Origin of the sequence: Oleiagrimonas sp. C23AA (assembly GCF_011759385.1) — a bacterium.
Taxonomy (GTDB): domain Bacteria; phylum Pseudomonadota; class Gammaproteobacteria; order Xanthomonadales; family Rhodanobacteraceae; genus Oleiagrimonas.
Genome location: NZ_JAARLY010000006.1, coordinates 109,790 through 132,261 on the forward strand (window position 1 = coordinate 109,790; position 22,472 = coordinate 132,261).

Annotated in this window: 10 protein-coding genes and 1 CRISPR repeat array; of the genes, 2 read left to right on the top strand and 8 right to left on the bottom strand. The window is 63.1% G+C overall.

The window, feature by feature from the left end; translation table 11 throughout:
* Positions 1 to 272 precede the first annotated feature (272 nt).
* From HBF24_RS11320 to HBF24_RS11355, 8 genes are all read right to left on the bottom strand, one after another.
* Positions 273 to 3,758: a LamG-like jellyroll fold domain-containing protein gene (locus tag HBF24_RS11320; protein ID WP_240922488.1), complete on the bottom strand. Its 3,486-nt coding sequence runs from the start codon at positions 3,756 to 3,758 to the stop codon at positions 273 to 275.
* A 214-nt stretch (positions 3,759 to 3,972) separates the two neighbouring features.
* Positions 3,973 to 8,668: a CRISPR direct-repeat array (repeat unit 32 nt; unit sequence GTTTCTATCCGCGCACCCGTGTGGGGTGCGAC).
* Between the two features lie 180 nt (positions 8,669 to 8,848).
* Positions 8,849 to 9,139 carry a CRISPR-associated endonuclease Cas2 gene (gene cas2, locus HBF24_RS11325; RefSeq protein WP_167172956.1) on the bottom strand — a complete coding sequence of 97 codons (291 nt, stop codon included), beginning with the start codon at positions 9,137 to 9,139 and terminating at the stop codon, positions 8,849 to 8,851.
* Positions 9,140 to 9,144: 5 nt separating this feature from the next.
* Positions 9,145 to 10,179: a type I-C CRISPR-associated endonuclease Cas1c gene (gene cas1c, locus HBF24_RS11330; RefSeq protein ID WP_167172958.1), complete on the bottom strand. Its 1,035-nt coding sequence runs from the start codon at positions 10,177 to 10,179 to the stop codon at positions 9,145 to 9,147.
* Between the two features lies 1 nt (position 10,180).
* Positions 10,181 to 10,804: a CRISPR-associated protein Cas4 gene (cas4, locus tag HBF24_RS11335; RefSeq protein ID WP_167172960.1), complete on the bottom strand. Its 624-nt coding sequence runs from the start codon at positions 10,802 to 10,804 to the stop codon at positions 10,181 to 10,183.
* Between the two features lie 20 nt (positions 10,805 to 10,824).
* Positions 10,825 to 11,694: a type I-C CRISPR-associated protein Cas7/Csd2 gene (gene cas7c, locus HBF24_RS11340; RefSeq protein ID WP_167172962.1), complete on the bottom strand. Its 870-nt coding sequence runs from the start codon at positions 11,692 to 11,694 to the stop codon at positions 10,825 to 10,827.
* Entirely contained in the window at positions 11,691 to 13,502 is a 1,812-nt protein-coding gene (gene cas8c / locus HBF24_RS11345) for a type I-C CRISPR-associated protein Cas8c/Csd1 (protein ID WP_167172964.1), read from the bottom strand. The genes cas7c and cas8c overlap by 4 nt, the downstream gene beginning before the upstream one ends.
* A complete protein-coding gene (gene cas5c, locus HBF24_RS11350) occupies positions 13,499 to 14,173 on the bottom strand; it encodes a type I-C CRISPR-associated protein Cas5c (RefSeq protein ID WP_167172965.1) in 675 nt (224 codons plus the stop codon). Before cas5c ends, cas8c begins: the two co-directional genes overlap by 4 nt.
* Before the next feature lie 346 nt (positions 14,174 to 14,519).
* Positions 14,520 to 16,763: a CRISPR-associated endonuclease Cas3'' gene (locus HBF24_RS11355; RefSeq protein ID WP_167172967.1), complete on the bottom strand. Its 2,244-nt coding sequence runs from the start codon at positions 16,761 to 16,763 to the stop codon at positions 14,520 to 14,522.
* A 291-nt stretch (positions 16,764 to 17,054) separates the two neighbouring features.
* Between HBF24_RS11355 and HBF24_RS11360 the strand changes: the two genes are divergently transcribed.
* Positions 17,055 to 19,292: an NADP-dependent isocitrate dehydrogenase gene (locus HBF24_RS11360; RefSeq protein WP_167172969.1), complete on the top strand. Its 2,238-nt coding sequence runs from the start codon at positions 17,055 to 17,057 to the stop codon at positions 19,290 to 19,292.
* A gap of 649 nt (positions 19,293 to 19,941) precedes the next feature.
* A complete protein-coding gene (locus HBF24_RS11365; protein ID WP_206064298.1) occupies positions 19,942 to 22,155 on the top strand; it encodes a glycoside hydrolase family 3 protein in 2,214 nt (737 codons plus the stop codon).
* Positions 22,156 to 22,472: the final 317 nt, after the last annotated feature.

A 22,472-nucleotide genomic window follows, 5' to 3' on the forward strand; every position in this document is an offset into this window, starting at 1 on the left:
CGCTGGCGACTGCCGGCGAACCTTGGTTGCACACCTGTGGGATGGCCCGCTGGCAAGGGGTGCCGGTATACCCTCCGGCTTCAATGAGTGAGCGTGGTGTTGCTTTTCTGGTGGCGTTGACAGCGCTGGACATTTTGGCTGGCAGTGATGCCCAAAAATGGCCGCGCATCCGGGGGCGTGCGCGTCAAACGCCGATGCGTTTGTTAGGTGATGGTGTCCGTTGTTCTTGGCGCCCGCGGCCGCCTTGCGGCATGCCGCGCGCGCCATCTGTTCTAAGAATGAGGCGTGCTTGGGGATAGGGTGGTGGCCTGTACGTTCCAGCCGCGCAGCTTCAGCTTCGCGTGGTCAAGTCGGTTCGGGTCGTCTACCGAGATGCGCACCGTGCGCTTTTCGCCAGGCGCAAGGCTGATGTAGTTGGCGCTGTAGTAGGCCGGCAGAATGCGCTGCCCGTGGGCATCGACCAGGGTGAGTTTGGTTTCCAGCGCCATGTGGCTGGAGCGGTTGCGCAGGTTGACCTCAAGCGTGTGCTCGGGACCGGCGTGCATGGCCGCCTCCAGCGCTACTTCGGGCAGGCGGTCCAGCTGTTTCAGGTCGGCCGGCGTCTGCGTGGCCCAGTAGAAGTTGCGCGAGAGCAACTGGCCGTCTGCGCCCCGCAGCTTCAGCGCCACGAATACCAGCGGCTGGCTGGCCAGCAGGTGGCCGAGTTTCGCCTTTGCATGCACCGGCGTCACCGAGGTGGCGCCAGCGTCGAGCGTTGTGGTGGTGCTGGCCAGCTTCTGCCCGTGCAGGTTGTAGACGGTGATCTGGGCGTCCAAACCGGGCAGGCGCTTGGCGGTGTTGTTGATCACGGCAATGCGGTGATCGGGCAGATCCATCTGGATGTGCACCGGCTCGGCGGACTTCATGGCACCGAAATACGCGGCGTTGGTGTCGTAGTCGTGGCTGTACAGCTGCCACATGGTGCTGGGCCAGGCCGGCTGGCTCATCCACAGCATGCGGCCGCTGTCGCGCGACCACAGGTGCGCATTCATGCCCTCGAAAATGGCGCGGTAGGTGACGTAGTTCATCATCTGCGCCTTGCGCGCAAAGTCGGCCAGGCTGGTCGGCTTGCCAAATTTGGTGCGCATGGCCTGCATGAAACTGGCCACATCGCCGTTACTGGCCTGATGCCAGTCGTGATAGGCCCAGTCGTCGCTGATCGGCCATTGGTCGGCCTTGGGCATCATCGCCTTGAACGCTTCCAGGGTCGGGAACGACGACGAGCCGGTTTCCACCGAAAAACCCTGCGCCAGCTTGGTGAAATAGTCGGCCGGTGGGCGGTAGTTGTACGGCCCGCTGCCTTGCAGGTTGATGCGGTTGGAGCTGGGCATGTAAAGCCGTGTGCCGTCGATCTGCGCAATGGCCTTGTCCAGGCGCTGGTTGAGTAGCGGTTGCGGCACGCCCTCGTTGCGGCCAAACCACAGCGCCACCGACGGATGGTTGCGGAAGCGGCGAATCACCGCGCGCGCATTGCGCATGAACAGCGCATCATCCTGCGGCTCGATGTTGTAGTCCTGCGTGGAATCCCAGAAGTCGTTGAACACCAGCAGCCCGTATTTGTCGGCCAGGTCGTAGAAGGCCGGCTCGGTGCTCTGGCCAATCCAGTTGCGGATCACGTTGAGATGGGCCTTGCGCTGCAGCTTGAAGTACGGCTCCAGGCGCTGCGTCGACACGCGCTTGCGCCAGTCGTCCATGCCCCAGCTGCCGCCCTTGATGGCAATGCGCACGCCATTGACGCGGATGGCCAGATACGGCGTCAGGCGGGTGTCGGCCAGTGGCGTGACCGCCGGTGACTGCGCCGCGCCCGGCATCAGCGAATAGGCCCAGCCGTGCGGTGTCTTGCGGATGGCGCGGTGGCGGATATCGACAATGCGCGTGTCGCGCTTGCCTTTGCGGTCCAGGTTGATCAGCACGCGCCGCAGCCGGCCTTGCTGATCAAACAGCGACAGCTCGTAGCTGATCTGGCGGATGCCAAAGTGAAACTGCATCTGGTCCGAGACGGCACCACCGGTGCTCACACTTAGGTGCATCTGGTACAGGTACGGCTGGCCGTAACCGTTGGGCCACCAAAGATGCGGATGCTGCACCACCAGCTGCGGGAAGTTGGCCGGATCGAGCGTGACCGTATGCCGCCCCGGGGCGATGGTCACCGCCTTGCTGACGTGCACCTGGCCAAAGCTGAGCTTCAGCGTGCCGTGGATCGGCTGCGCGCTGGTGTTTTCCAGCGGCACATCCACGCTGATATCGGCGCGGCTGTGATCGGGCGTGGGCAGGCGCGTTACCACACGCGGCGTATCCAGCTGCACGGCGCCGGTCGCGTGCAGGGTCACCTTCTGCCAAAGCCCGGTTTCCCGGTCGCGTACCGAGGGAATCCAGTCCCAGCCTTCGCTGGCCAGAAAGGTGGGGCCATCCAGCTCCATGATGCCGCCATTGGGGCCGGGGCCGGCCGTTAGCGATTCTTCCTGTGGCAAGCCCGGATGTGGCGGCGGTGAAACGCGCACCGCAATCACGTTGCGCTGGCCCGCGTGCAGCGCCTGGCTGACATCAAAGCGGCCTGGCAGAAAGGCGCCTTTCACCTTGCCGATGCGCTGCCCGTTCACCCACACCGTGCCGGCGTAGTTGATGCCGCCAAAGTCCAGCGTCAGCCGCTGGCCGGCCAGCGTTGCCGGCACATCGATGGTGGTGCGATACCACCAGTCGTGATGGCCCAGCGACTCGGGGATGGCCATGTTGTTGAGGCCGTAGTCGGGGTTCGGATACACCCCGCGGTTCACCAGCGTGGTCAGCACGGTGCCGGGCACCGTGGCCAGATACCAGGCTTTGCCGGGCTGGTAGGTGGCCTGCGACAGGCGGGCGCCATCGGCATCACCAAGCTGGGTTGCCGAGGCCAGCTGCCAGTCGCCCAGCGTCCAGGTGTGCCAGCCGCTGGCCTTGAAGGCCGGATGCGGCCCCGGCGCATGGCGCACCGGCTGGGAAAATGGCGCCTTGCTGTGCGGCAAGCTGGACGGCGCCTGCAAGGTGGTCTGGCCGGCCATCTGGCGTGTCTGCACCGGCCAGTGGGGCGAGGCCTGTGCGTAACGGGTCAGACCATTGGGCGATGATTTGGCGGCGGCCGCGAGCTGGCGCGTGCCCGTCACGCCATCGCGCACAGTGAAATCGGCGATAAGTCCGCCAAAATGCGCTGACCTCGATTCACCCGCGTTTTGCGGCCCCAGCGCGATCGTCGGTTTCACTGCCGCATGCGCGGTCTTGTCCTGGCGCACCTTGCGGCCATCCACATACAGAGACAGCGTGCCGTGATCGGCCGTTGCCGCCAGGAAATGCCAATGACCCGTGCCTAAAACCTGCGTGGAAACCAGCGTATGGCCGTGACCCCACCAGAAGCCGGCATGCCCTTCATGGGTAAAGAAATAGCGCCCGGCGCCATGCGGCGCGCCAACACCGGCCAGCAGGGTATCGGCATCTCCCAGATGGTTGGCACGAACCCAGACAGATGCCGTCCAGCTGGCATCGGCCGCCAGCAGCGGTGCGTGCTTGGGCAACGATGCCCTGAGCCCCACGCCACCCTGCAGCACCTGCGCATTCCACGGGCCATAAACCGTGGCCGGTGCCTTGGTGGCAGCCATGGCCGCACACGCCACCAGCAGCAGCGTTGCCGAGCCGGTCACCCAAGCCAATGTGCGCGCCGCCCCCTGCGCGTAACCCCTGGGATGGCTCATAAGCCAGTCCCCAGCGCGTTGATTCCGTCCAACATGTCATGCATTCCTTCAAAAGATGCAAAACATTCGCTCCGCGAATGCAGGCGAAGGTATCGCTAACATGTCCTCAGATCAATGACAGATTTGGCATAAGCACGAATCTGGACGCACCAGGCAGGCAGCGTCGGTCCGTAAGGAGGGTGATGCTGTCCGCGTGCTTGGGTGTATTCGCAATGCGACAAATGACGCAGCCGTGCGGGGTGCGACGTCGATGCCAAAAGGTCGCGGAAGAACTTGTTCCTATCCGCGCACCCGCGTGGGTGCGACTCGATGAGCTACTGTGCGGTGCGCGTGTAGCTCTCGTTTCTATCCACGCACCCGCGTGGGGTGCGACGCGGCGCAGCACGCCGGGGTCTTTGGACTGCACGACGTTTCTATCCGCGCACCGGTGTGGGGTGCGACTGCCATGACGTAGCACAAGCAATCATCGTCCCAGCGTTTCTATCCGCGCACCCGTGTGGGGTGCGACGAGGCCAAGGCCGAGAGTCCGCGCAGCACCGTGCAGTTTCTATCCGCGCACCCGTGTGGGGTGCGACGCACTGATACCGAGGTTACCGAGGCAGGCGGCGATGTTTCTATCCGCGCACCCGTGTGGGGTGCGACGGCAGACGGGTCACGCACGATCTGCACACCGTGGAAGTTTCTATCCGCGCACCCGTGTGGGGTGCGACTCGCGTGATGCGCTTGAGCACGTCGCCTTCGAGGTTTCTATCCGCGCACCCGTGTGGGGTGCGACACCAAGAACAGGGCGAAAGATGCGGTTGGTGAATGTTTCTATCCGCGCACCCGTGTGGGGTGCGACGCCAAGTCCATCATGGCCCGCTACGAGGCGTCAAAGTTTCTATCCGCGCACCCGTGTGGGGTGCGACGCTCGACCGCGAGAGCTTCCAGACCATGGTGCGCGTTTCTATCCGCGCACCCGTGTGGGGTGCGACCAAGATAGTAACGGCGTTACTCCGTTACATAACGGTTTCTATCCGCGCACCCGTGTGGGGTGCGACCATATGAGCCGGGCGGCAGCAGCAGCCACATGGTGGTTTCTATCCGCGCACCCGTGTGGGGTGCGACCGCCTCGCTGGCCGCCTTTTCGGCGGCCTCGAAGTGTTTCTATCCGCGCACCCGTGTGGGGTGCGACCCGCCCATGGCGGCGCTGGAAGCGGCGGCATGAAGCGCGTTTCTATCCGCGCACCCGTGTGGGGTGCGACCGGTCGCTGATCACCGACTTTGCCGGCATGGCACAGGTTTCTATCCGCGCACCCGTGTGGGGTGCGACCGCCGAGCGCGTCAGCAAGGACGGCTACCTGGAGCGTTTCTATCCGCGCACCCGTGTGGGGTGCGACTCGATCTGCACGATCTGGCCATGCGACTGGGCCTTGTTTCTATCCGCGCACCCGTGTGGGGTGCGACCCACACGGTCGGGCGGCATGGGCAAGGTGCGAGGCGTTTCTATCCGCGCACCCGTGTGGGGTGCGACCCCGGGCGCGCTGCACGTGCATGCGGTCCACGTAGTTTCTATCCGCGCACCCGTGTGGGGTGCGACCACCGCATCTCGCGCTCCGAGCGCATCCGCATGCAGTTTCTATCCGCGCACCCGTGTGGGGTGCGACAAGGTCAGGTAGTCCGCGTCATCCACGTCCAGGTGGTTTCTATCCGCGCACCCGTGTGGGGTGCGACCCCGTCGTCGCCGGCGAGGGCGCGCCAGGTGGCCATGTTTCTATCCGCGCACCCGTGTGGGGTGCGACACCAGGACGCCTGCCTACGCATGGCACGCGGGCTGTTTCTATCCGCGCACCCGTGTGGGGTGCGACCAGCGCCAGGTGATCCTTGAGACCTATCAGGATCTGTTTCTATCCGCGCACCCGTGTGGGGTGCGACCGTGCCGCGTTGTCGCGCCGTTCGGTCGGGATGTCGTTTCTATCCGCGCACCCGTGTGGGGTGCGACCGGTGGCTTCCACCTGGCGCGCGGCTACGGTACCGACGTTTCTATCCGCGCACCCGTGTGGGGTGCGACGCCGGGCGCGCTGCACGTGCATGCGGTCCACGTAGTTTCTATCCGCGCACCCGTGTGGGGTGCGACCAGGCGTGCCCGAACCTGATCGCTGATCGTGAAGGGTTTCTATCCGCGCACCCGTGTGGGGTGCGACCGGCCCAGCGTGGCGTTGTAGGCGTGCAGGATGGAGTTTCTATCCGCGCACCCGTGTGGGGTGCGACCGTCGGGCAGCGTGTAGATGGCGGTGCTCTCGCGGGTTTCTATCCGCGCACCCGTGTGGGGTGCGACCCTGCTGGCCAAACTGGCCCACGACATCCGTCTGGTTTCTATCCGCGCACCCGTGTGGGGTGCGACCGGCCGCCGCTTACATCGCCGAACGCGAACAGGAGGTTTCTATCCGCGCACCCGTGTGGGGTGCGACGTGCTGACTGGGTGCGAACTGCGCCATTGTAGGGTTTCTATCCGCGCACCCGTGTGGGGTGCGACGAGATATAGGCTGGTGCGAGTCACGATGTGCGTCCGGTTTCTATCCGCGCACCCGTGTGGGGTGCGACGTCGTTGGTGCGGTCGATGGGCGTGGACATGTAGTTTCTATCCGCGCACCCGTGTGGGGTGCGACCACCGCATCTCGCGCTCCGAGCGCATCCGCATGCAGTTTCTATCCGCGCACCCGTGTGGGGTGCGACGTCACCTCAGGCAACACCGGCATCGTCTCGGAGGTTTCTATCCGCGCACCCGTGTGGGGTGCGACGCCAAGTACGCGGAAAATACAAGTGTTTCAAGTGTTTCTATCCGCGCACCCGTGTGGGGTGCGACGCGTTGTCGTAGGCGGTGCGCTCCGTCGTGACGCTGTTTCTATCCGCGCACCCGTGTGGGGTGCGACCCACAGCGCATTGGCACCACTGGCATCGGTGTTGGTGTTTCTATCCGCGCACCCGTGTGGGGTGCGACTGCAGGATGCGATCCTTGGCAGTGGCGCCAAGGGCGTTTCTATCCGCGCACCCGTGTGGGGTGCGACCACCTGCAGCTCGCGCCAGCCGCGCTGCCAGGCGGTGTTTCTATCCGCGCACCCGTGTGGGGTGCGACGCAGGATGCGATCCTGGGCAGTGGCGCCAAGGGCGTTTCTATCCGCGCACCCGTGTGGGGTGCGACCGTCGTGGCAAGCCTCCCCCCTTCCGAAAGCAGCCGTTTCTATCCGCGCACCCGTGTGGGGTGCGACCTGTTCCCAGCGCTTCACCGAAGCTTTATAGATGTTTCTATCCGCGCACCCGTGTGGGGTGCGACCCGGCGTAGCCGCGCGATTCGATGGTGCGGCGGAAGTTTCTATCCGCGCACCCGTGTGGGGTGCGACACCATTGGCCGATGCGTTGGCGCACTGCACGATGTTTCTATCCGCGCACCCGTGTGGGGTGCGACCGGGCGGTCGGCCGGCGTCAGCGCGTTGTCGTCGTTTCTATCCGCGCACCCGTGTGGGGTGCGACCCGGAGCCAGGCCCAACAGGTGCATGCACTCGTAGTTTCTATCCGCGCACCCGTGTGGGGTGCGACGTCCTGATGTCAGCGATACATAGGCCGAGGTGATGGCGTTTCTATCCGCGCACCCGTGTGGGGTGCGACTCCTTAGAACGAGGCGATGGCGCAAACCAGGGTGTTTCTATCCGCGCACCCGTGTGGGGTGCGACCCGGTGCCGGCGCGAACGAACAATTTGCGTCTCAATGTTTCTATCCGCGCACCCGTGTGGGGTGCGACCCGTAGCGGCGGCGCATCAGTTCGTCTCGAAACAAGGTTTCTATCCGCGCACCCGTGTGGGGTGCGACATCAGGCTCCAGGCGATGTCAGCGGGTCGGCGGTATGTTTCTATCCGCGCACCCGTGTGGGGTGCGACCTGCCCAGTGACGCAGAGGCCGCCGCTTACATCGCAGTTTCTATCCGCGCACCCGTGTGGGGTGCGACCAGGCGGAAAGGTACAGCCTGGGCTAGTCAAACGTTTCTATCCGCGCACCCGTGTGGGGTGCGACGAGCTGCGCCAATGTGTCGCGCGGCGCGGCTTCGTGTTTCTATCCGCGCACCCGTGTGGGGTGCGACTTCAGGGATCAGCCACGCGCCAGCGCAAGACTGGTTTCTATCCGCGCACCCGTGTGGGGTGCGACCCTTCCTGATGTGCACCGACATTTCCGAATCAGGGAGTTTCTATCCGCGCACCCGTGTGGGGTGCGACCTGAGGGCAAAATTTTTTGCCCATGAGCATAGATGTTTCTATCCGCGCACCCGTGTGGGGTGCGACTGCCATCGCGGATATCAAGCGCTGTGCAGGTGGAGTTTCTATCCGCGCACCCGTGTGGGGTGCGACCGCGCACCGCTGCCATCTGATATCAAACACAGCGTTTCTATCCGCGCACCCGTGTGGGGTGCGACCTGCAGAGTTTTTGAGATATCGGTGAGTCCGTCCTGTTTCTATCCGCGCACCCGTGTGGGGTGCGACCTGGCCTTGCGCCATGATCGATGCGGTCGCAGAGCGTTTCTATCCGCGCACCCGTGTGGGGTGCGACCTTCTTTCTCGAACCCCGCCAGCACCAAAGCTGCCGTTTCTATCCGCGCACCCGTGTGGGGTGCGACGGTCTTCCCACACTTCGGCCAGGCGGTCATTAATGTTTCTATCCGCGCACCCGTGTGGGGTGCGACTGCTCCAGCACCACGGGCATGGATTCATTGGAGAGTTTCTATCCGCGCACCCGTGTGGGGTGCGACGTGAGGCGGTTGGCTCCATTGCCGTTGCAGTGGTGTTTCTATCCGCGCACCCGTGTGGGGTGCGACCACTATGGCTTTTGATGGCATTTCATGGCCTAGAGGTTTCTATCCGCGCACCCGTGTGGGGTGCGACCCGCTTTATCCTAAAGTCTTGTTTGCCAAGACGGAAAACACCTGTTTGCGCGAAAAGCTTTCAAAGTAAGGTTCTCCGGGCTCTTCATGTGGGATGGGTTGGCAACATTCCTTCCACATCAGTTGCTTGCTGCAGCGCGATCCGAACGGGAGTTTCGCGTTCGCTAGAGGTTCGCAGTTTTCAAAGAACCAGTGGACCTTCCAGATCGAGTGTTGGCTTTGCGCCGATATGCTCGATTTTTCCCCGCCAATGGCTTCCCAGGTAGTAGAAGCGAAGGCTGTCCAGCTCGGGCTCGATGGTATCCATCAGCCGTTGCCTGATGCTCACCCATTGCGCTGGCTCGACATTCAGCTCGAATACCGAGAACTGCACGCGCTGCCCATAGTCCCGGCAGGCTTTGGCGACACGACGAAGCCGCTTTTGACCGCCATCGCTGCTGGTGCTCACATCGTAACTAACCAATACCAGCATGGCGGTCACTTCCAGAGGAAGGGAGGGTAGGCATCCAGATCACCGCGAAGATGGCGGGCCAATAGCTGGGCTTGTGTATAGGGCACCAGGCCGATGTCCACTTTCTCATCCAGAAATGAATGCAACAACTGCTCACGCTTACGCTCCTGGTAGGCGACAAGCACCTTCTTTCTGGCATCGTCTTTGAGCAATACGGCGCCATTATCCAGGTAGCGAAAATCGCGCTCAGCCAGTTGCTTGCGGTTGATCAGTGTAAGCGCGAGACGGTCGCCCAGGAGCGGGCGGAAGTTCTCTGCCATGTCCAGTGCAAGGCTGGGACGGCCAGGCCTGTCTCTATGAAGAAAGCCTACCGCTGGGTCTAGTCCCACCGTTTCCAATGCCGAGCGGCAGTCGTGGGTGATCAGGGTGTAGAGAAAAGACAGCACCGCGTTGCACGCATCCTTGGGTGGACGCCGGCTGCGCCCGTGAAAGCGCATGCGAGCTGAGCCCACACGAATGAGCTGATCGAACGCGCCGAAATAGATGCGTGCGGCGTCACCTTCGAGTCCGCGCAGGCTATCGGTGTCGGTTTCGCGCATCATGCGTTTGGGAATGCGCGTGAGACGTTCCACTGCTTGTTCGAGCGCCGGTTGGTCATCCAACTTTCCGGCATAGTCACGCAGGCCGCGTGCGAGTACGGCGCGCTGGCCGTGCAGTTTTCCTACAAGCATGTGCCGCACCAGTGTGGCGCAGTGCCCTGGCTGGTCGCTACAGCGATATTGCCTGCGCCGAAGCAAGACGTTACCCGATACCGGTCCTTCCACGCGGGCGAGGAAGCGCCCATGTTCGGTGAGGTAGCTGATACTGATGCCTTGTTCGGCACAAAACGCCATCAGTTGCGGTGAGATGGACATGCGCCCGATGCACACCAGGCTTTCCAGCATGTGCGCTGGAATCCGTCCGCGCTCTTCCCGGTCGACGCGCATGACGATATTGGCGCCGTCCTTGTGCAGCCAGGCGCCGTCGGTCGTGGCATAAAGGGTGTTGAGTTGACGTCGCACCTTAGTCCTCCAACTGGTCCTGCAGCCACTGGGCCACATGGTGGCCTCGACTCGCCCACTTGGGCTGGCACAGGTCGATGAGCGAGCAGGCATCGCAGCGGCGCGCGTCGTAGTCAGCGATGGGTGTATGTGCGCTTGCGAGCATGGCGCGAGTTTCACCGATGGTGGCTTCAGTGAGTTTCCGCAATGCCGGGTCGAAGCACACATCCTTGCGCCGTCGCGTCTGGCCGTAGAACAGCGCGCCCGCAGGTACCTCCTGGCCAAGCATGTGTTCCAGGCAAAGCGCCTGGGCGCATAGTTGTACTTCGTCGGCACGGTGCCTTTTAGGCCGTCCCCGCTTGTACTCGACAGGAAATGCCTGCTCCCTGCCATTGCCGGCATGAAATTCGACCACATCGGCGACGCCAGTGATGCCCAGCTCCGGCTGGAGCAAGGGCATGGCCGAGACGGTGCGAACGTTTTTGCGCGTTTCGCGCCGGTAACTGTCGGCGCGCTCGTGCAGCAGCCGGCCTTCGGCCGTGTGGCGGCTCTCGGCCCACTGGCGCTCGATGTGGATCAACGCACATTGGCGCGGACAGTACAAAAAGTGCTGGAGGGCGGAGATGGGGATCAGTTCGTCATCCATGACTTCGCCCTCCATGGCGATCAGATCAACTCTTTCACGCTGACGCCGCTGGGGATGCGCTCGCGTTCTATGCTGACGCGATAGTCGTCGAACGCGCGGGCGGGTGCATCGGACGAAGCGTCTTTACGCTCGACGGTCACTGCGTCGAAAAGTACATGAGCCGGCGCATTGCCCATCACGTTTTCGTGCTCGAACACTATCAGTTTGCGAGCCGCCATCTCGCCACGCGCCGCGGAGCGGTCATGCTCGAACAGGTTGCTCAGCGCGCGCCAGAACAGCGCGAGGTCGTCATCGGAAAAGCCGGTGCGTTCGGCGAGCTTGGCCGAGATGAAGCCGTGGGCGCGATAAAGACCATAGGGAAGGATGTGCTTGCGGCCCATGGTGCGCTCTTTTTCCAGATCGCGTTCGTTGGTGACGGCTACTCGTGTGATGGCGATTTCCATCGGCAGCACCGGCTCGATGGAGCTGGCAAAGCCCATCTGGACCGGGCCTCGCACCTGGCCGGCGTTGATCTCGGTGGTCATGACGGCGCCGAAGGCACGTACGTCGAAGAAGTTCTTGCACATCCACGCGGTCAGTTCGCGCGCCTTGGCCTCGTCCTTGGGCAGTTTCTTGGGTTGTGGCTCGATGTCCAGCGCGGCATAAGCCAGCTTGTGCTGGTTGTTGAGAACGGATTTTTCCTGCATGTAGATTGCATGGCCCGACTCGCCTTCCTTCTCCAGCGAAACGTAGTTGCGGATCTTGCGTTTGAGCGCGACGTCGGTGACCAGACCGCGATTGGTTTCCGGGTCCAGGCGGGGCAGGTTGCCGGCATCCGGGTCACCGTTGGGGTTGCCGTTGATGACGTCGAACAGATAGACGAATTCGTAGCGGTGGGTAATGGCGCTCATGCAATCTCTCCTTCGGATTCGGTGGCATCCTGCTCTTCGTTGCGGGCGAAGCGGGCCTGGGTCTGGTGGTAGTAGCCGATGGCGAACTGGCCTTGCGCTTCAATGCCAAGGCTGCGTGGAAAATGCGGGCCAAGCAGGTCGATGATCTGACCCAGCTCCTTTTCCAGCTTCACGGCCAGGCCGGCTTTATCCTTGCGCAGCTTGCTCAGGTGACTTTGTGTATTGCGCAAAAGCACCGGGAAAATGCTTGCCGGCGTGGCCGATGCGGCGCCGTAATAGCGGTCGCGAATGGTGGCGTTTATCTGCGAGCCCAGCGCGGCGCGCTGCACGTTTTCCAGTGTGGAAAAAAGCCGTCCCAGCAAATAGCCGGGCTCGGTGTTGTTCGTATCGAGACTCATGGGCGGTTCCCCTTTGTCGGTGGACTTTCCTTGTTCTTTGCCAAGACGCGCGTTACGCGCCAGAACGCCTTTGCACAGCGCCACGCGCAGTGGCGAGATGTTTCCGTCGGCGCGAAAACGCATGACGATGGCGGCGAGCACGCTTCGCGGATAGCGGGAACCGGTGAGGATGGCGCGCGCCAGCTCGCCGGCCAGCAGCGGAGAGACGTCCTCCTCCTTGGGTTTGCCCGCGTACTGGGGGGCGGTCTGCAGCGCCAGGTATCGAGGCGTCGGTTCGCGTCGCCATGCCGTCGGCACCAGCGCCAGGTCCTGGTAATGATCGGCCAGCCGCTTGGCGAACATGGCCAGGGAGCCGGTTTCCCAGAAGCGGATCGACAGGCGCGAGGCATTGGGTGCCAGGCCCAGCACGAAGATGCGGGTGCCGTCGCGCAGGTGCTCGCCCAGCTCCTTCAATGGCCGCATCTGGCGTACCTGCTGGAGTACTTGGTGCAATCGCTGCGTGGCCTGTTCGTCGGTTTCACCGGTGCCAAAGAGCGCTGCCAGCACGGCCTCGGCCGCCTCCGCTTCGGCCGGTTTGGCCGCCTGTGCCCAGAACACCACCGTGGTATCGCCGATCTGCATGCGCTGCTGGTTTGAAGCCTCGCGTCGCAACAGGTGATTCAGCACGGTGGTGTAGGCGAAGGCTGCCTGCACCGACACCGGCGCGTTTTCCCCCTGCTGTTTGCCGTAGGAGGTGAAGGCATCCAGGTTGAACGAGACAATCGAAGCGCCGGAACTTTGCGCCCCATTGACCCCCTTGATGGCCGGGTGCAGGCGTGCCAAGGGCGCTTGCTCGCCGGTGACCAGGCAGAGTCCTGCGGGGCTATCGGTCGATGCGGCCTGCTGCTGACTCCAGAGCGCGCGTGCGGTAGGCCTGTCGTGAAGGAATCGCGACTCGCCGGCCAGGCGGAACACCAGATTGGCGTCCAGCATGTTTTCGCCTTGCTCGACGAAGTGCGGATTTTCCTCGAACTGCTGGGGCGTCCAGCGTTCGAGAAAGGCCAGCAGAGCCTTCAGGCCGGCGTCGTCGCTGGTGGCAAGGGTGTGCTGGTGCATTCGCTTGAAGGCTTCATGCTCCTGCGCGCAGCGTTTGCTGCTGGCACTGACACCGAGTACGTAGCTGGTTTTGTCCCAGAGAAAGTTTGGCTTCACTGCCACGGTGCGCTTTTCGGGTTGCGGCACACTGAGCTGGCGTGGCTGCGGGTTCTTGCCACTCTGGTGATGCAGGTCGATCACGTCGGTGACATGACCTTGTGCATCCAGTTCGATGGCATAGCCGATCTTTTCCCGGCTGTAACCGGGTCGGGGAATGTCGGTATCGGGTGTGTCCAGCAGGCGTTGGTAGTACTCGTAAAGGGCGGTCAGGATCATGACCGCACCTGCTCGTCGTTGAAGGCGGGCACCGCGATCAGACCGTCGCGCATGTGGGCGCGGAAGAAGCGCGGCTCCATGCCGTTGGCAAAGTCGATATCGTGCAGCATCCAGCCCAGGTCGCGTTCGCCGTGCAGTGCAGGGTCGATGCCCGGCATGGCGGTGTCGTCGTCGATCAGGGCGAAGCTGGCCGCAAACTCGCGCGTGCCCATGCAGGGCTGCTGGAAGCACTGTCCGCGCCGGGCGCGACGGTTGAAGATGTCCAGGTGCTTGCCTTCCGTGTCGTCATTGCCGGCGCGAGCGGTGCGCTCAAAGTGCGCACCGATGACGTAACCCACGTCGCGCAGCACGGTGGATGCGCGTTGCTGACGGTGCTCCTCGACGTAGCTGACCAGAGCCTCGGTGCGGCCGGCCTTGATCGCCTTGCCGACACTGGCGGCCGAGAGCTTGTTGCCGACCTCGTTGCGCCGGATCGACTCGAAGCGGATGGGTTTGAGCACCTGGATGCTGTCGATGACCCAGCGAATGGCCGGCTTCCAGTGGATGGCTTCCAGGACGCCGCGTGCCGCCGATGGTGTGATCACATCGTAGGACACGCGTTCGACCTTCATCTCAGGTCGCGTGAAAAGCGCCCGTTCGCCCCAGATGTGGAGTTTGACACCGTAACTCATCCTTGTTCTCCCACCAACTTGAATCTCGGTTGATTGGCGCCCTCCAGAAAATCCAGAGGGCGCCTATTCCTTGTCATATTTGCTAGTAACTCACAAGTTTCTATCCACGTTTTCACAGCAGCGTTGTGATCAACTTTCCTAGCCAAGGCGAACCGACAACTAGTGCTATGAGAACGACTATCCAGAGCCACGCTGAGGGCTTATCGTGACTTTCAATGCTCAAGTTTAATCGCATTGAATAGCTAGACTTTTGCTCCTTCTGGGGCTCGCCCATGTCCGTGTCCTCGAGTCTGGATAGAGCGATACTAAAATTTCTTCTTGTGAGTTACAAGAAAAATAACTCATCTCATAGAACCAGTTGCTCCCCCGCTAGAAACTGCGGATTGTCCCAATGCAGCCCGAACCGGGGGTCGTACAGCCGCGGGTTGACCAGTTGCACGAACTGTTCGCCGTAACGCTCTGGCGCAATCGGCTCAATAGCATGGGCCTGCCAAAGCGCGTCGTAGGCCTTCTGGGGCACCTGCACCAGGCGCGTTTGCAGCTTGCGGGCGGCTGCCGGAGCGAAGGCCAGATCGCGCAGCACGCACTCAACGTCCGGGTCGCGTTCGCCGCTTTCCCAATCAAACGGCACGATGACCGGCCGCATGCCGGTCTTGATGATCTGGAACTGCTGGGCCAGGGTTTCGAAGGGAAGCCCCTCGTACGAGCAGCGCTGGATCATGCCGAGCAGGTCGCCGTCGTCCAGGGCGGCGTCACCCAAGCGGAAATACAGCTCCTGGAAGTAGGCGTGGACGGCGTCCAGCGACAGCAGGTCATCGCGGTAGGTTGGTTCGATGGCCTGGAAGGCTTTGGCGAATACCTGCAGTTGTCGCGGTGGCGCCCAGTCAGCATTGCCGGGACGAAACACCTGCACTTCGCTGGCCTCGACCGGCCATGTGCCCTCGCGGTTGCAGCGGCCTGCGGCCTGGGCAATGGCATCAAGGCCGGCTTCGGCGCGTAGCACCGTCGGTAGCGATATATCGACACCGGCTTCTATCAGGCTGGTGCTGATCAGGCGGCACGGCTGACCTTCATGCAGGCGCTGTCGAATGCACTTGAGCATCGCACTGCGATGCTGCGCGGTCATGAAAGTGGACAGATGGCATGCGCCGTCCTCTGCTTCGATGCGTTCAAACAGGTGCCGTGCGTGGCGGCGATTGTTGACGATGCACAGTACCTGCTTCCGCCCGCGCAATTGTTGTTCGAGCTGGACGTCGTCCAGCGTGCCGACATGCCGCGTGCTGACACGCCTGAACTGTCGGTACAGCGTGGGTGGGTCGGGGGCCAGTTCATGCACGTTGCCAAGCCCGCCCTTCAGGCCCTGGTCCTCGCGCAGGACGGGCTGGGTGGCCGTGCAGAGCACGATGCTGGCGCGATAGTTGAGCGCAAGTTCATCCAATAGGGCGGTGCAGGGGCGTAGCAAATCCAGTGGTAGCGTCTGCGCTTCGTCCAGGATGACCACGCTGTTGGCGATATGGTGCAGCTTGCGGCAGCGCGAGGGGCGGTCGGCGAACAGGCTTTCGAAGAACTGCACGGCGGTGGTAACGACCACCGGCGCATCCCAGTTCTGCATGGCCAGTTGCCGTTTTTCCTTCGATTGGCGCTCGATGTGCGAGTCATCGAAGGCGCTGTGGTGTTCCAGCACGGCGTCTTCGCCGAGCGCGCCGAAGGCGTCGCGGAAAACCTGCGCGTTCTGCTCGATGATGCTGGTGAAGGGGATCACGTAGATCACCCGGTCCATGCCGTGCGTAATGGCATGATCAAGGGCGAATGCCAGCGATGACAGGGTCTTGCCGCCTCCTGTAGGGACGGTCAGTGAAAACAGGCCGCGATCTCGGGTGGCCTGGGCACGGACATGACCAAGTATCTGGTGGCGCCTGCGCTTGATCTCGGTATCCGGGGTGAATCGTGGCTGGCCGAGATAGACATCGAGGTTTTCACGCAGTGCCTGCAGGCTTGGACCATGACCCACGGGGCGCGGCGCCTCGCCTTCCAGCGTCCGATAGAAGTTGTCGGTATCGATGAAGTCGGCATCGACAAGGCATGAAAAGATCATGCGCGCCAGCAAGGTAAGCTGGAACATCGCGCGTGATGGCCGTGGCGTGAAATGCCTCGGCAGGCTGAGTGTGCTGGGCAGGTCGATTTCCTGTTGCCAGTCGTCGAGCAGGAGAGGCAAGCCAGCCAGGTAATCGCAGGACAGTCGTTTGCTTAGCGCAGGGCGGTTTTCGCCGTTGATTCCATTGGCCAGACCGGCGTGATGGCCGGCAATGCCGTAGGCCAGCAGGTGCCCGTAGAGCGGATAACGATCGCGAGCGATTACAGCGCCCCACGTGGCGTGGTCCACTTTGGGAATCTCGCCGCGAAGCCGGTCCTGAAACCGCTGTGTGTATTTGCCAAGGTCGTGCAGACGGCCAGCCACGCGGGCCAGTTCCTCGCCGCCAAACGGAGCGGCAAAGGCGGCCGCGTAATCGCCGACCTGGATCAGGTGGTCTCGTAGCCGTTGCCAGTCACTGCGATCGCCGCGAGGCGACGAATGGGCATAGAAATCCATGTGCGTCCTTTCCCTGGGCTTTTTTTCGCTGATTCATTTCAGTCTCGCTTAAAGCTTAAGCACATTTGTTCTCATATGTTGAGCCAACGGTGGGCAGTCCTCTTCCGCCCTTGACCTGCGCGCGCTTCACCCCATGTATCGAAAACGTCACAATGGGGCGTTTTCATCTATGGCCTGTCCCGGTTGAGAGGGGGTGGTGCCGGCGCCGCGTGGGTTTCACGCCGGCTGCGGGCAGCGCGAGACGGGGCGGGCGCTTGCCTGCATCTGCGCCACGCACGAGAGGTTTTATCGATGTCCAAGACTCCGAAGATCATCTACACGCTGACCGACGAAGCGCCGTTCCTGGCCACGCAGTCGCTGCTGCCCATCATTGATGCGTTCACCGATTCGGCAGGTGTGGCGGTGGAGACGCGGGACATCTCGCTGGCCGGTCGCATTCTGTCGCAGTTCCCTGATGTACTGGCTGAGAATCAGCGCGTGTCGGACGATCTGGCCGAGCTGGGCCAGCTGGCGACCACGCCGGAAGCCAACATCATCAAGCTGCCCAACATCAGCGCCTCGGTGCCGCAGATGAAGGCGGCCATCGCCGAGCTGCAGAAACAGGGCTACCCGCTGCCCGATTACCCGGACGAGCCCAAGAGCGATGAGGAAAAAGACGTTCGCGCTCGCTATGACAAGGTCAAGGGCAGCGCGGTGAACCCGGTGCTGCGCGAGGGCAATTCCGATCGTCGCGCGCCGGCCTCGGTGAAAAGCTATGCACGCAAGCATCCGCATCGCATGGGTGCGTGGAGTGCCGATTCCAAATCGCACGTGGCCAGCATGAGCGAGGGCGATTTCTTCGGCAGCGAAAAGTCGGCCACGCTGGCCGAGCCGGGCAGCCTGAAGATCACCCTGCATGGCACCGACGGCTCGACCAAGGTGCTGAAGGACAAGGTGCCGGTGCTGGCCGGCGAGGTGGTCGATGCGGCTACGCTCAGCCGCAAGGCGCTGGCCTCGTTCATCGATGCGCAGATCGCCGATGCCAAGGAGCAGGGCGTGCTGTTCTCGGTGCATTTGAAGGCCACCATGATGAAGGTGTCCGACCCGATCATCTTTGGCGAGGTGGTCAACCGCTTCTACAAGGATGTGCTGGGCAAGCATGCCGAAGCGCTCAAGTCGGTCGGCTTCAGCCCCAACAACGGCATTGGCGACCTGTACGCGCGCATCAAGGATCTGCCCGAAGACCAGCGGAAGGCGATCACCAGCGACATCAATGCCGAGTACACGCAGCGCCCGAAGCTGGCGATGGTCAATTCGGACAAGGGCATCACCAACCTGCACGTGCCCAGCGACGTGATCATCGACGCCTCGATGCCGGCGATGATTCGCGATTCGGGAAAGATGTGGAACGCCTCCAACGAGCGCCAGGACGCCAAGGCGGTGATTCCCGATCGCAGCTATGCCGGCGTGTACCAGGCGGTGATCGAGGACTGCAAGGCCAACGGCGCGTTCGATCCGGCCACCATGGGCTCGGTGCCCAACGTCGGCCTGATGGCGCAGAAGGCCGAGGAATACGGCTCGCACGACAAGACCTTCCAGATGCCCACCGACGGTACCGTGAAGGTCACCGATGAGGCCGGCAAGGTGATCTTCGAGCACGCCGTGGAAGAGGGCGATATCTGGCGCATGTGCCAGGTCAAGGATGATCCCATCCGCGACTGGGTGAAGCTGGCCGTCAGCCGCGCGCGCGATTCGGATACGCCGGCGGTATTCTGGCTGGACGAGAACCGCGCCCACGACGCGCAGCTGATCACCAAGGTGAAAACCTATCTGGCCGATCATGACACCGATGGCCTGGACATCCGCATTCTGGCACCGGTGCAGGCCACCACGTTCTCGCTGGAGCGCATCCGCAAGGGCCAGGACACCATCTCGGTGACCGGCAACGTGCTGCGCGATTACCTCACCGACCTGTTCCCGATCATGGAGCTGGGCACCAGCGCCAAGATGCTGTCCATTGTGCCGCTGATGGCCGGCGGCGGCCTGTTCGAAACCGGTGCCGGCGGCAGCGCACCCAAGCACGTGCAGCAGTTCGTCGAGGAAAACCATCTGCGTTGGGATTCGCTGGGTGAGTTCCTGGCCCTGGCTGCCTCGCTCGATCACCTGGGCAAGACCTACGACAACGCCCGCGCCAAGCTGCTGGCCGACGCGCTGGACAAGGCCAATGGCCAGTTCCTGGACAACAACAAGTCGCCGTCGCGCAAGGTCGGCGAGCTGGACAATCGCGGCAGCCACTTCTATCTGGCCATGTATTGGGCGCAGGCACTGGCCGCACAGGACGACGATGCCGAGATGAAGCAGGTGTTCGGCAAGCTGGCCAAGACGCTGACCGAGAACGAAGCCAGGATCGTCGACGAGCTCAACGCCGTGCAGGGCAAGCCGGTGGATATCGATGGTTACTACCACGCCGATCTGGAGCGCGTGTCCAAGGCCATGCGTCCCAGCCAGACCTTGAACGACGCGCTGGCAACGCTGTCGCGCTCGGTGTAACGCGCTGCAGCTGATAGCCCGGCGCATATGCCGAGCTTTCATGTGACGGGCCGCCTTGAGCGGCCCGTTGCGTTTGTGCGTCAGGTTTTCGTGAGAGTGGGGCATGCAGGCGCTTTACTGGCGTGCTGTGCCGTGCCGCGGCGTTGCGCCTGGATGGTTGATTGCTGGTCTGTCGTGCGGGGTTGAGGGCGTCGTCTCTACCCATCCCCAGCCCTCCCCTGCGAGCAGGGGAGGGAGTCAGGGCCGAGAGGGGCTCTCTGCGGTGGCGCACCGGGGCAAGAAGGGCGCGGGTGATCGTTTGCCTGTCTGTGGTGTGAGGTTGAGGGGCACCTTCACCCCACCCCAGCCCTCCCCTGCGAGCAGGGGAGGGGGTCAGGGCTGCGGTCGGGCTCAAACTCCCCACGTCCACGTCCACGTCCACGTCCAAAGACCAAAGACCACTCCTCCCCCTGCTTGCAGGGGGAGGTTGGGAGGGGGTGAATGCTTGCGACGGTCTGTGTGTTCAGCCGGCTCACTACCTTTCCCCAAGCTCGCTTCAGGCTGTGGCGAGCCGGTGCATTTGCGAGGTCAATTGACGCGCTGCGGCAAGGCTGCCTGCCAAGCATGCGCTACATTGCGCGCTGTTGATCACGCCGAAGTGGAGAGGGAGATGAACAAGCGAACCCGTGCCGGCCTGCGTCTGGTCGGCGTGCTCGCGATGGGCCTTGCCGCGCCGTTGGCGCTGGCGGCGGCCTCCGCGTCACAGCCATGGATGAACCCCAAGTTTTCGCCGGACAAGCGCGCCGATCTGCTGGTGTCGAAGATGACCCAGGCCGAGAAGCTGCACATGATCCGCAGTTACTTCGGCAGCCCCGGTGGCCCGAAGGGCTTCCCGATGCCCAAGGGGGCGCTGGGTTCGGCAGGCTACGTGCCGGCCATTCCGCGCCTTGGCATTCCCGCGCTGCAGGAAAGCGACGCCGGTATGGGCGTGGCCAATCCGCACGGCGCACGCCCAGGCGATGGTGCCACCTCGTTGCCCTCGGGCCTGGCCACAGCCGCTACCTGGACGCCGCAGATCGCCTACAAGGGCGGCAAGATGATTGGCCACGAGGCTTGGAGCAAGGGTTTCAATATCCTGCTGGCCGGCGGTATCGATCTGGTGCGCGATCCGCGCAACGGGCGCAACTTCGAGTACGCCGGTGAAGATCCGCTGCTGGCGGGCGAAATGGTGGGCAGCTTCATCAAGGGCATCCAGAGCCAGCACGTCATTTCGACCATCAAGCATTACGCGGTCAACGACCAAGAAACCGCGCGTACAACTGTCAGCGCTGTCATCAGCAAGAAGGCGATGCGCGAGTCGGATCTGCTGGCCTTTGAAATTGCGATTGCCAAGGGTGATCCGGGCTCGGTGATGTGCTCGTACAACAAGGTCAACGGTGACTGGGCCTGCGAGAACAAGTACCTGCTCACCGATGTGCTGAAGGACGACTGGAAGTATCCGGGCTTTGTCATGTCCGACTGGGGCGGCACGCACAGCTCGGCCAAGGCGGTCAATGCCGGTCTGGATCAGGAGTCGGCGGGCGAGCAGTTCGACGACAAGGAATGGTTCGACAAGCCGCTGAAGCAGGACCTGGCCGATGGCAAGGTCAGCGAGAAGCGTCTGGACGACATGGTCCACCGCATCCTGCGCTCGATGTTCGCGGTGGGTCTGTTCGAGCATCCGCCGACCAAGCAGCCAGTGAATCGTGCGGCCGACAAGCGCGTCGCCCAGCACACACTGGAAGCCGGTGCCGTGCTGCTGCGCAACGAGCACGACACGCTCCCGCTCGCCAGCTCCACGGCCAGCGTGGCGGTGATCGGCGCGCATGCCGACAAGGGCGTGCTGGCCGGTGGTGGTTCGTCGGTGGTGGTGCCGTGGGGCGGCAACGCCGTACCGGGCCTGAAGCCGACCGAATGGCCGGGTCCGATCATGTATCAGCGCTCGGCGCCGATGGCGGCCATTGCCAGCATTGTCGGCAAGAGCAAGGTGCATTTCGCCGAGGGCGACGACATTGCCAAGGCGGTGGCTTTGGCCAAGCGCTCGAAGGTGGCCGTGGTGTTCGCGCAGAAGTGGGCGGGCGAATCTTTCGACTGGGTCAACCTGAAGCTCGATGACAACCAGGACCAGCTGATCGAGGCTGTGGCCAAGGCCAACCCCAACACCATCGTGGTGCTGGAAACCAACGGCCCGGTCGATATGCCGTGGCTGGACCAGGTCGGGGCCGTGCTGGAAGCCTGGTATCCGGGCAGCGGTGGTGGTCCTGCCATTGCCAATATCCTGTTTGGCAAGGTCAATCCGTCCGGTCGCCTGCCGGTGACCTGGCCGCGCAGCCTGGATCAGCTGCCGCGCAAGGATCTGCCCGGCGCCGGTGGCCATGGCACGCCTGACAAGAGCGTGGACTACAACATCGAAGGTGCTGATGTCGGCTACCGCTGGTTCATCGCCAAGGACAAGCAGCCGCTGTTCTCGTTCGGCTATGGCCTGAGCTACACGCAGTTCTCGCATGGCACGCCGAAGGTGGCCGCGCACGGGCACCAGGTGAAGGTGACTGTGCCGGTGCAAAACACCGGCAAGCGCGCCGGCGCCGATGTGGTGCAGGTGTACGTGAAGGCGCCGGGCGCCGATGCGCCGCACCTGGCGGGCTTCGACAAGGTATCGCTGAAGGCTGGTGCCAGCCAGGGCGTGACCGTGTCGCTGCATCCCAAACTGCTGGCCGAGTTTGATACGGCCAGTGATGACTGGCGCATCGCGGGCGGCGACTATCAGGTCTATGTCGGCAGCGATGCCGAGCACCTGGGGCAGCCAGTGAACGTGCATCTGGCTGCGGGCAAGCTGGCGCCGTAAGCGCTTGGGCGGGAGAGGGCTGAGGCGCTTTCTCGCTGTGTGGGGTGCAAGGCTTCACCCCCTCCCAGCCTCCCCCTGCGAGCAGGGGGAGGGGTTGTTAGTACCGAGGTGCTAGGGCTATGTCGCCGTGGCGGGTGGCTTATCGGCTGTTCCTCCACTGCCCGCGACGATTGGCGCATCGTTGGTGGCGACTATCAGGTCCATGTCGGCAGCGATGCCGAGCATCTGGGGCAGCCAGTGAACGTGCATCTGGCGGCGGGCGAGCTGGCGCCATAAGCGCTTGGGCGGGAGAGGGCTGAGGCGCTTTCTCGCTGTGT

Bases quoted from the DNA above. Each gene is read 5' to 3' on its own strand.
- HBF24_RS11320 (WP_240922488.1), bottom strand. From the start codon at position 3,758: ATGAGCCATCCCAGGGGTTACGCGCAGGGGGCGGCGCGCACATTGGCT.
- cas8c (WP_167172964.1), bottom strand. From the start codon at position 13,502: ATGATCCTGACCGCCCTTTACGAGTACTACCAACGCCTGCTGGACACA.
- cas4 (WP_167172960.1), bottom strand. From the start codon at position 10,804: ATGGATGACGAACTGATCCCCATCTCCGCCCTCCAGCACTTTTTGTAC.
- HBF24_RS11360 (WP_167172969.1), top strand. From the start codon at position 17,055: ATGTCCAAGACTCCGAAGATCATCTACACGCTGACCGACGAAGCGCCG.
- cas5c (WP_167172965.1), bottom strand. From the start codon at position 14,173: ATGAGTTACGGTGTCAAACTCCACATCTGGGGCGAACGGGCGCTTTTC.
- cas7c (WP_167172962.1), bottom strand. From the start codon at position 11,694: ATGAGCGCCATTACCCACCGCTACGAATTCGTCTATCTGTTCGACGTC.
- HBF24_RS11355 (WP_167172967.1), bottom strand. From the start codon at position 16,763: ATGGATTTCTATGCCCATTCGTCGCCTCGCGGCGATCGCAGTGACTGG.
- HBF24_RS11365 (WP_206064298.1), top strand. From the start codon at position 19,942: ATGAACAAGCGAACCCGTGCCGGCCTGCGTCTGGTCGGCGTGCTCGCG.
- cas2 (WP_167172956.1), bottom strand. From the start codon at position 9,139: ATGCTGGTATTGGTTAGTTACGATGTGAGCACCAGCAGCGATGGCGGT.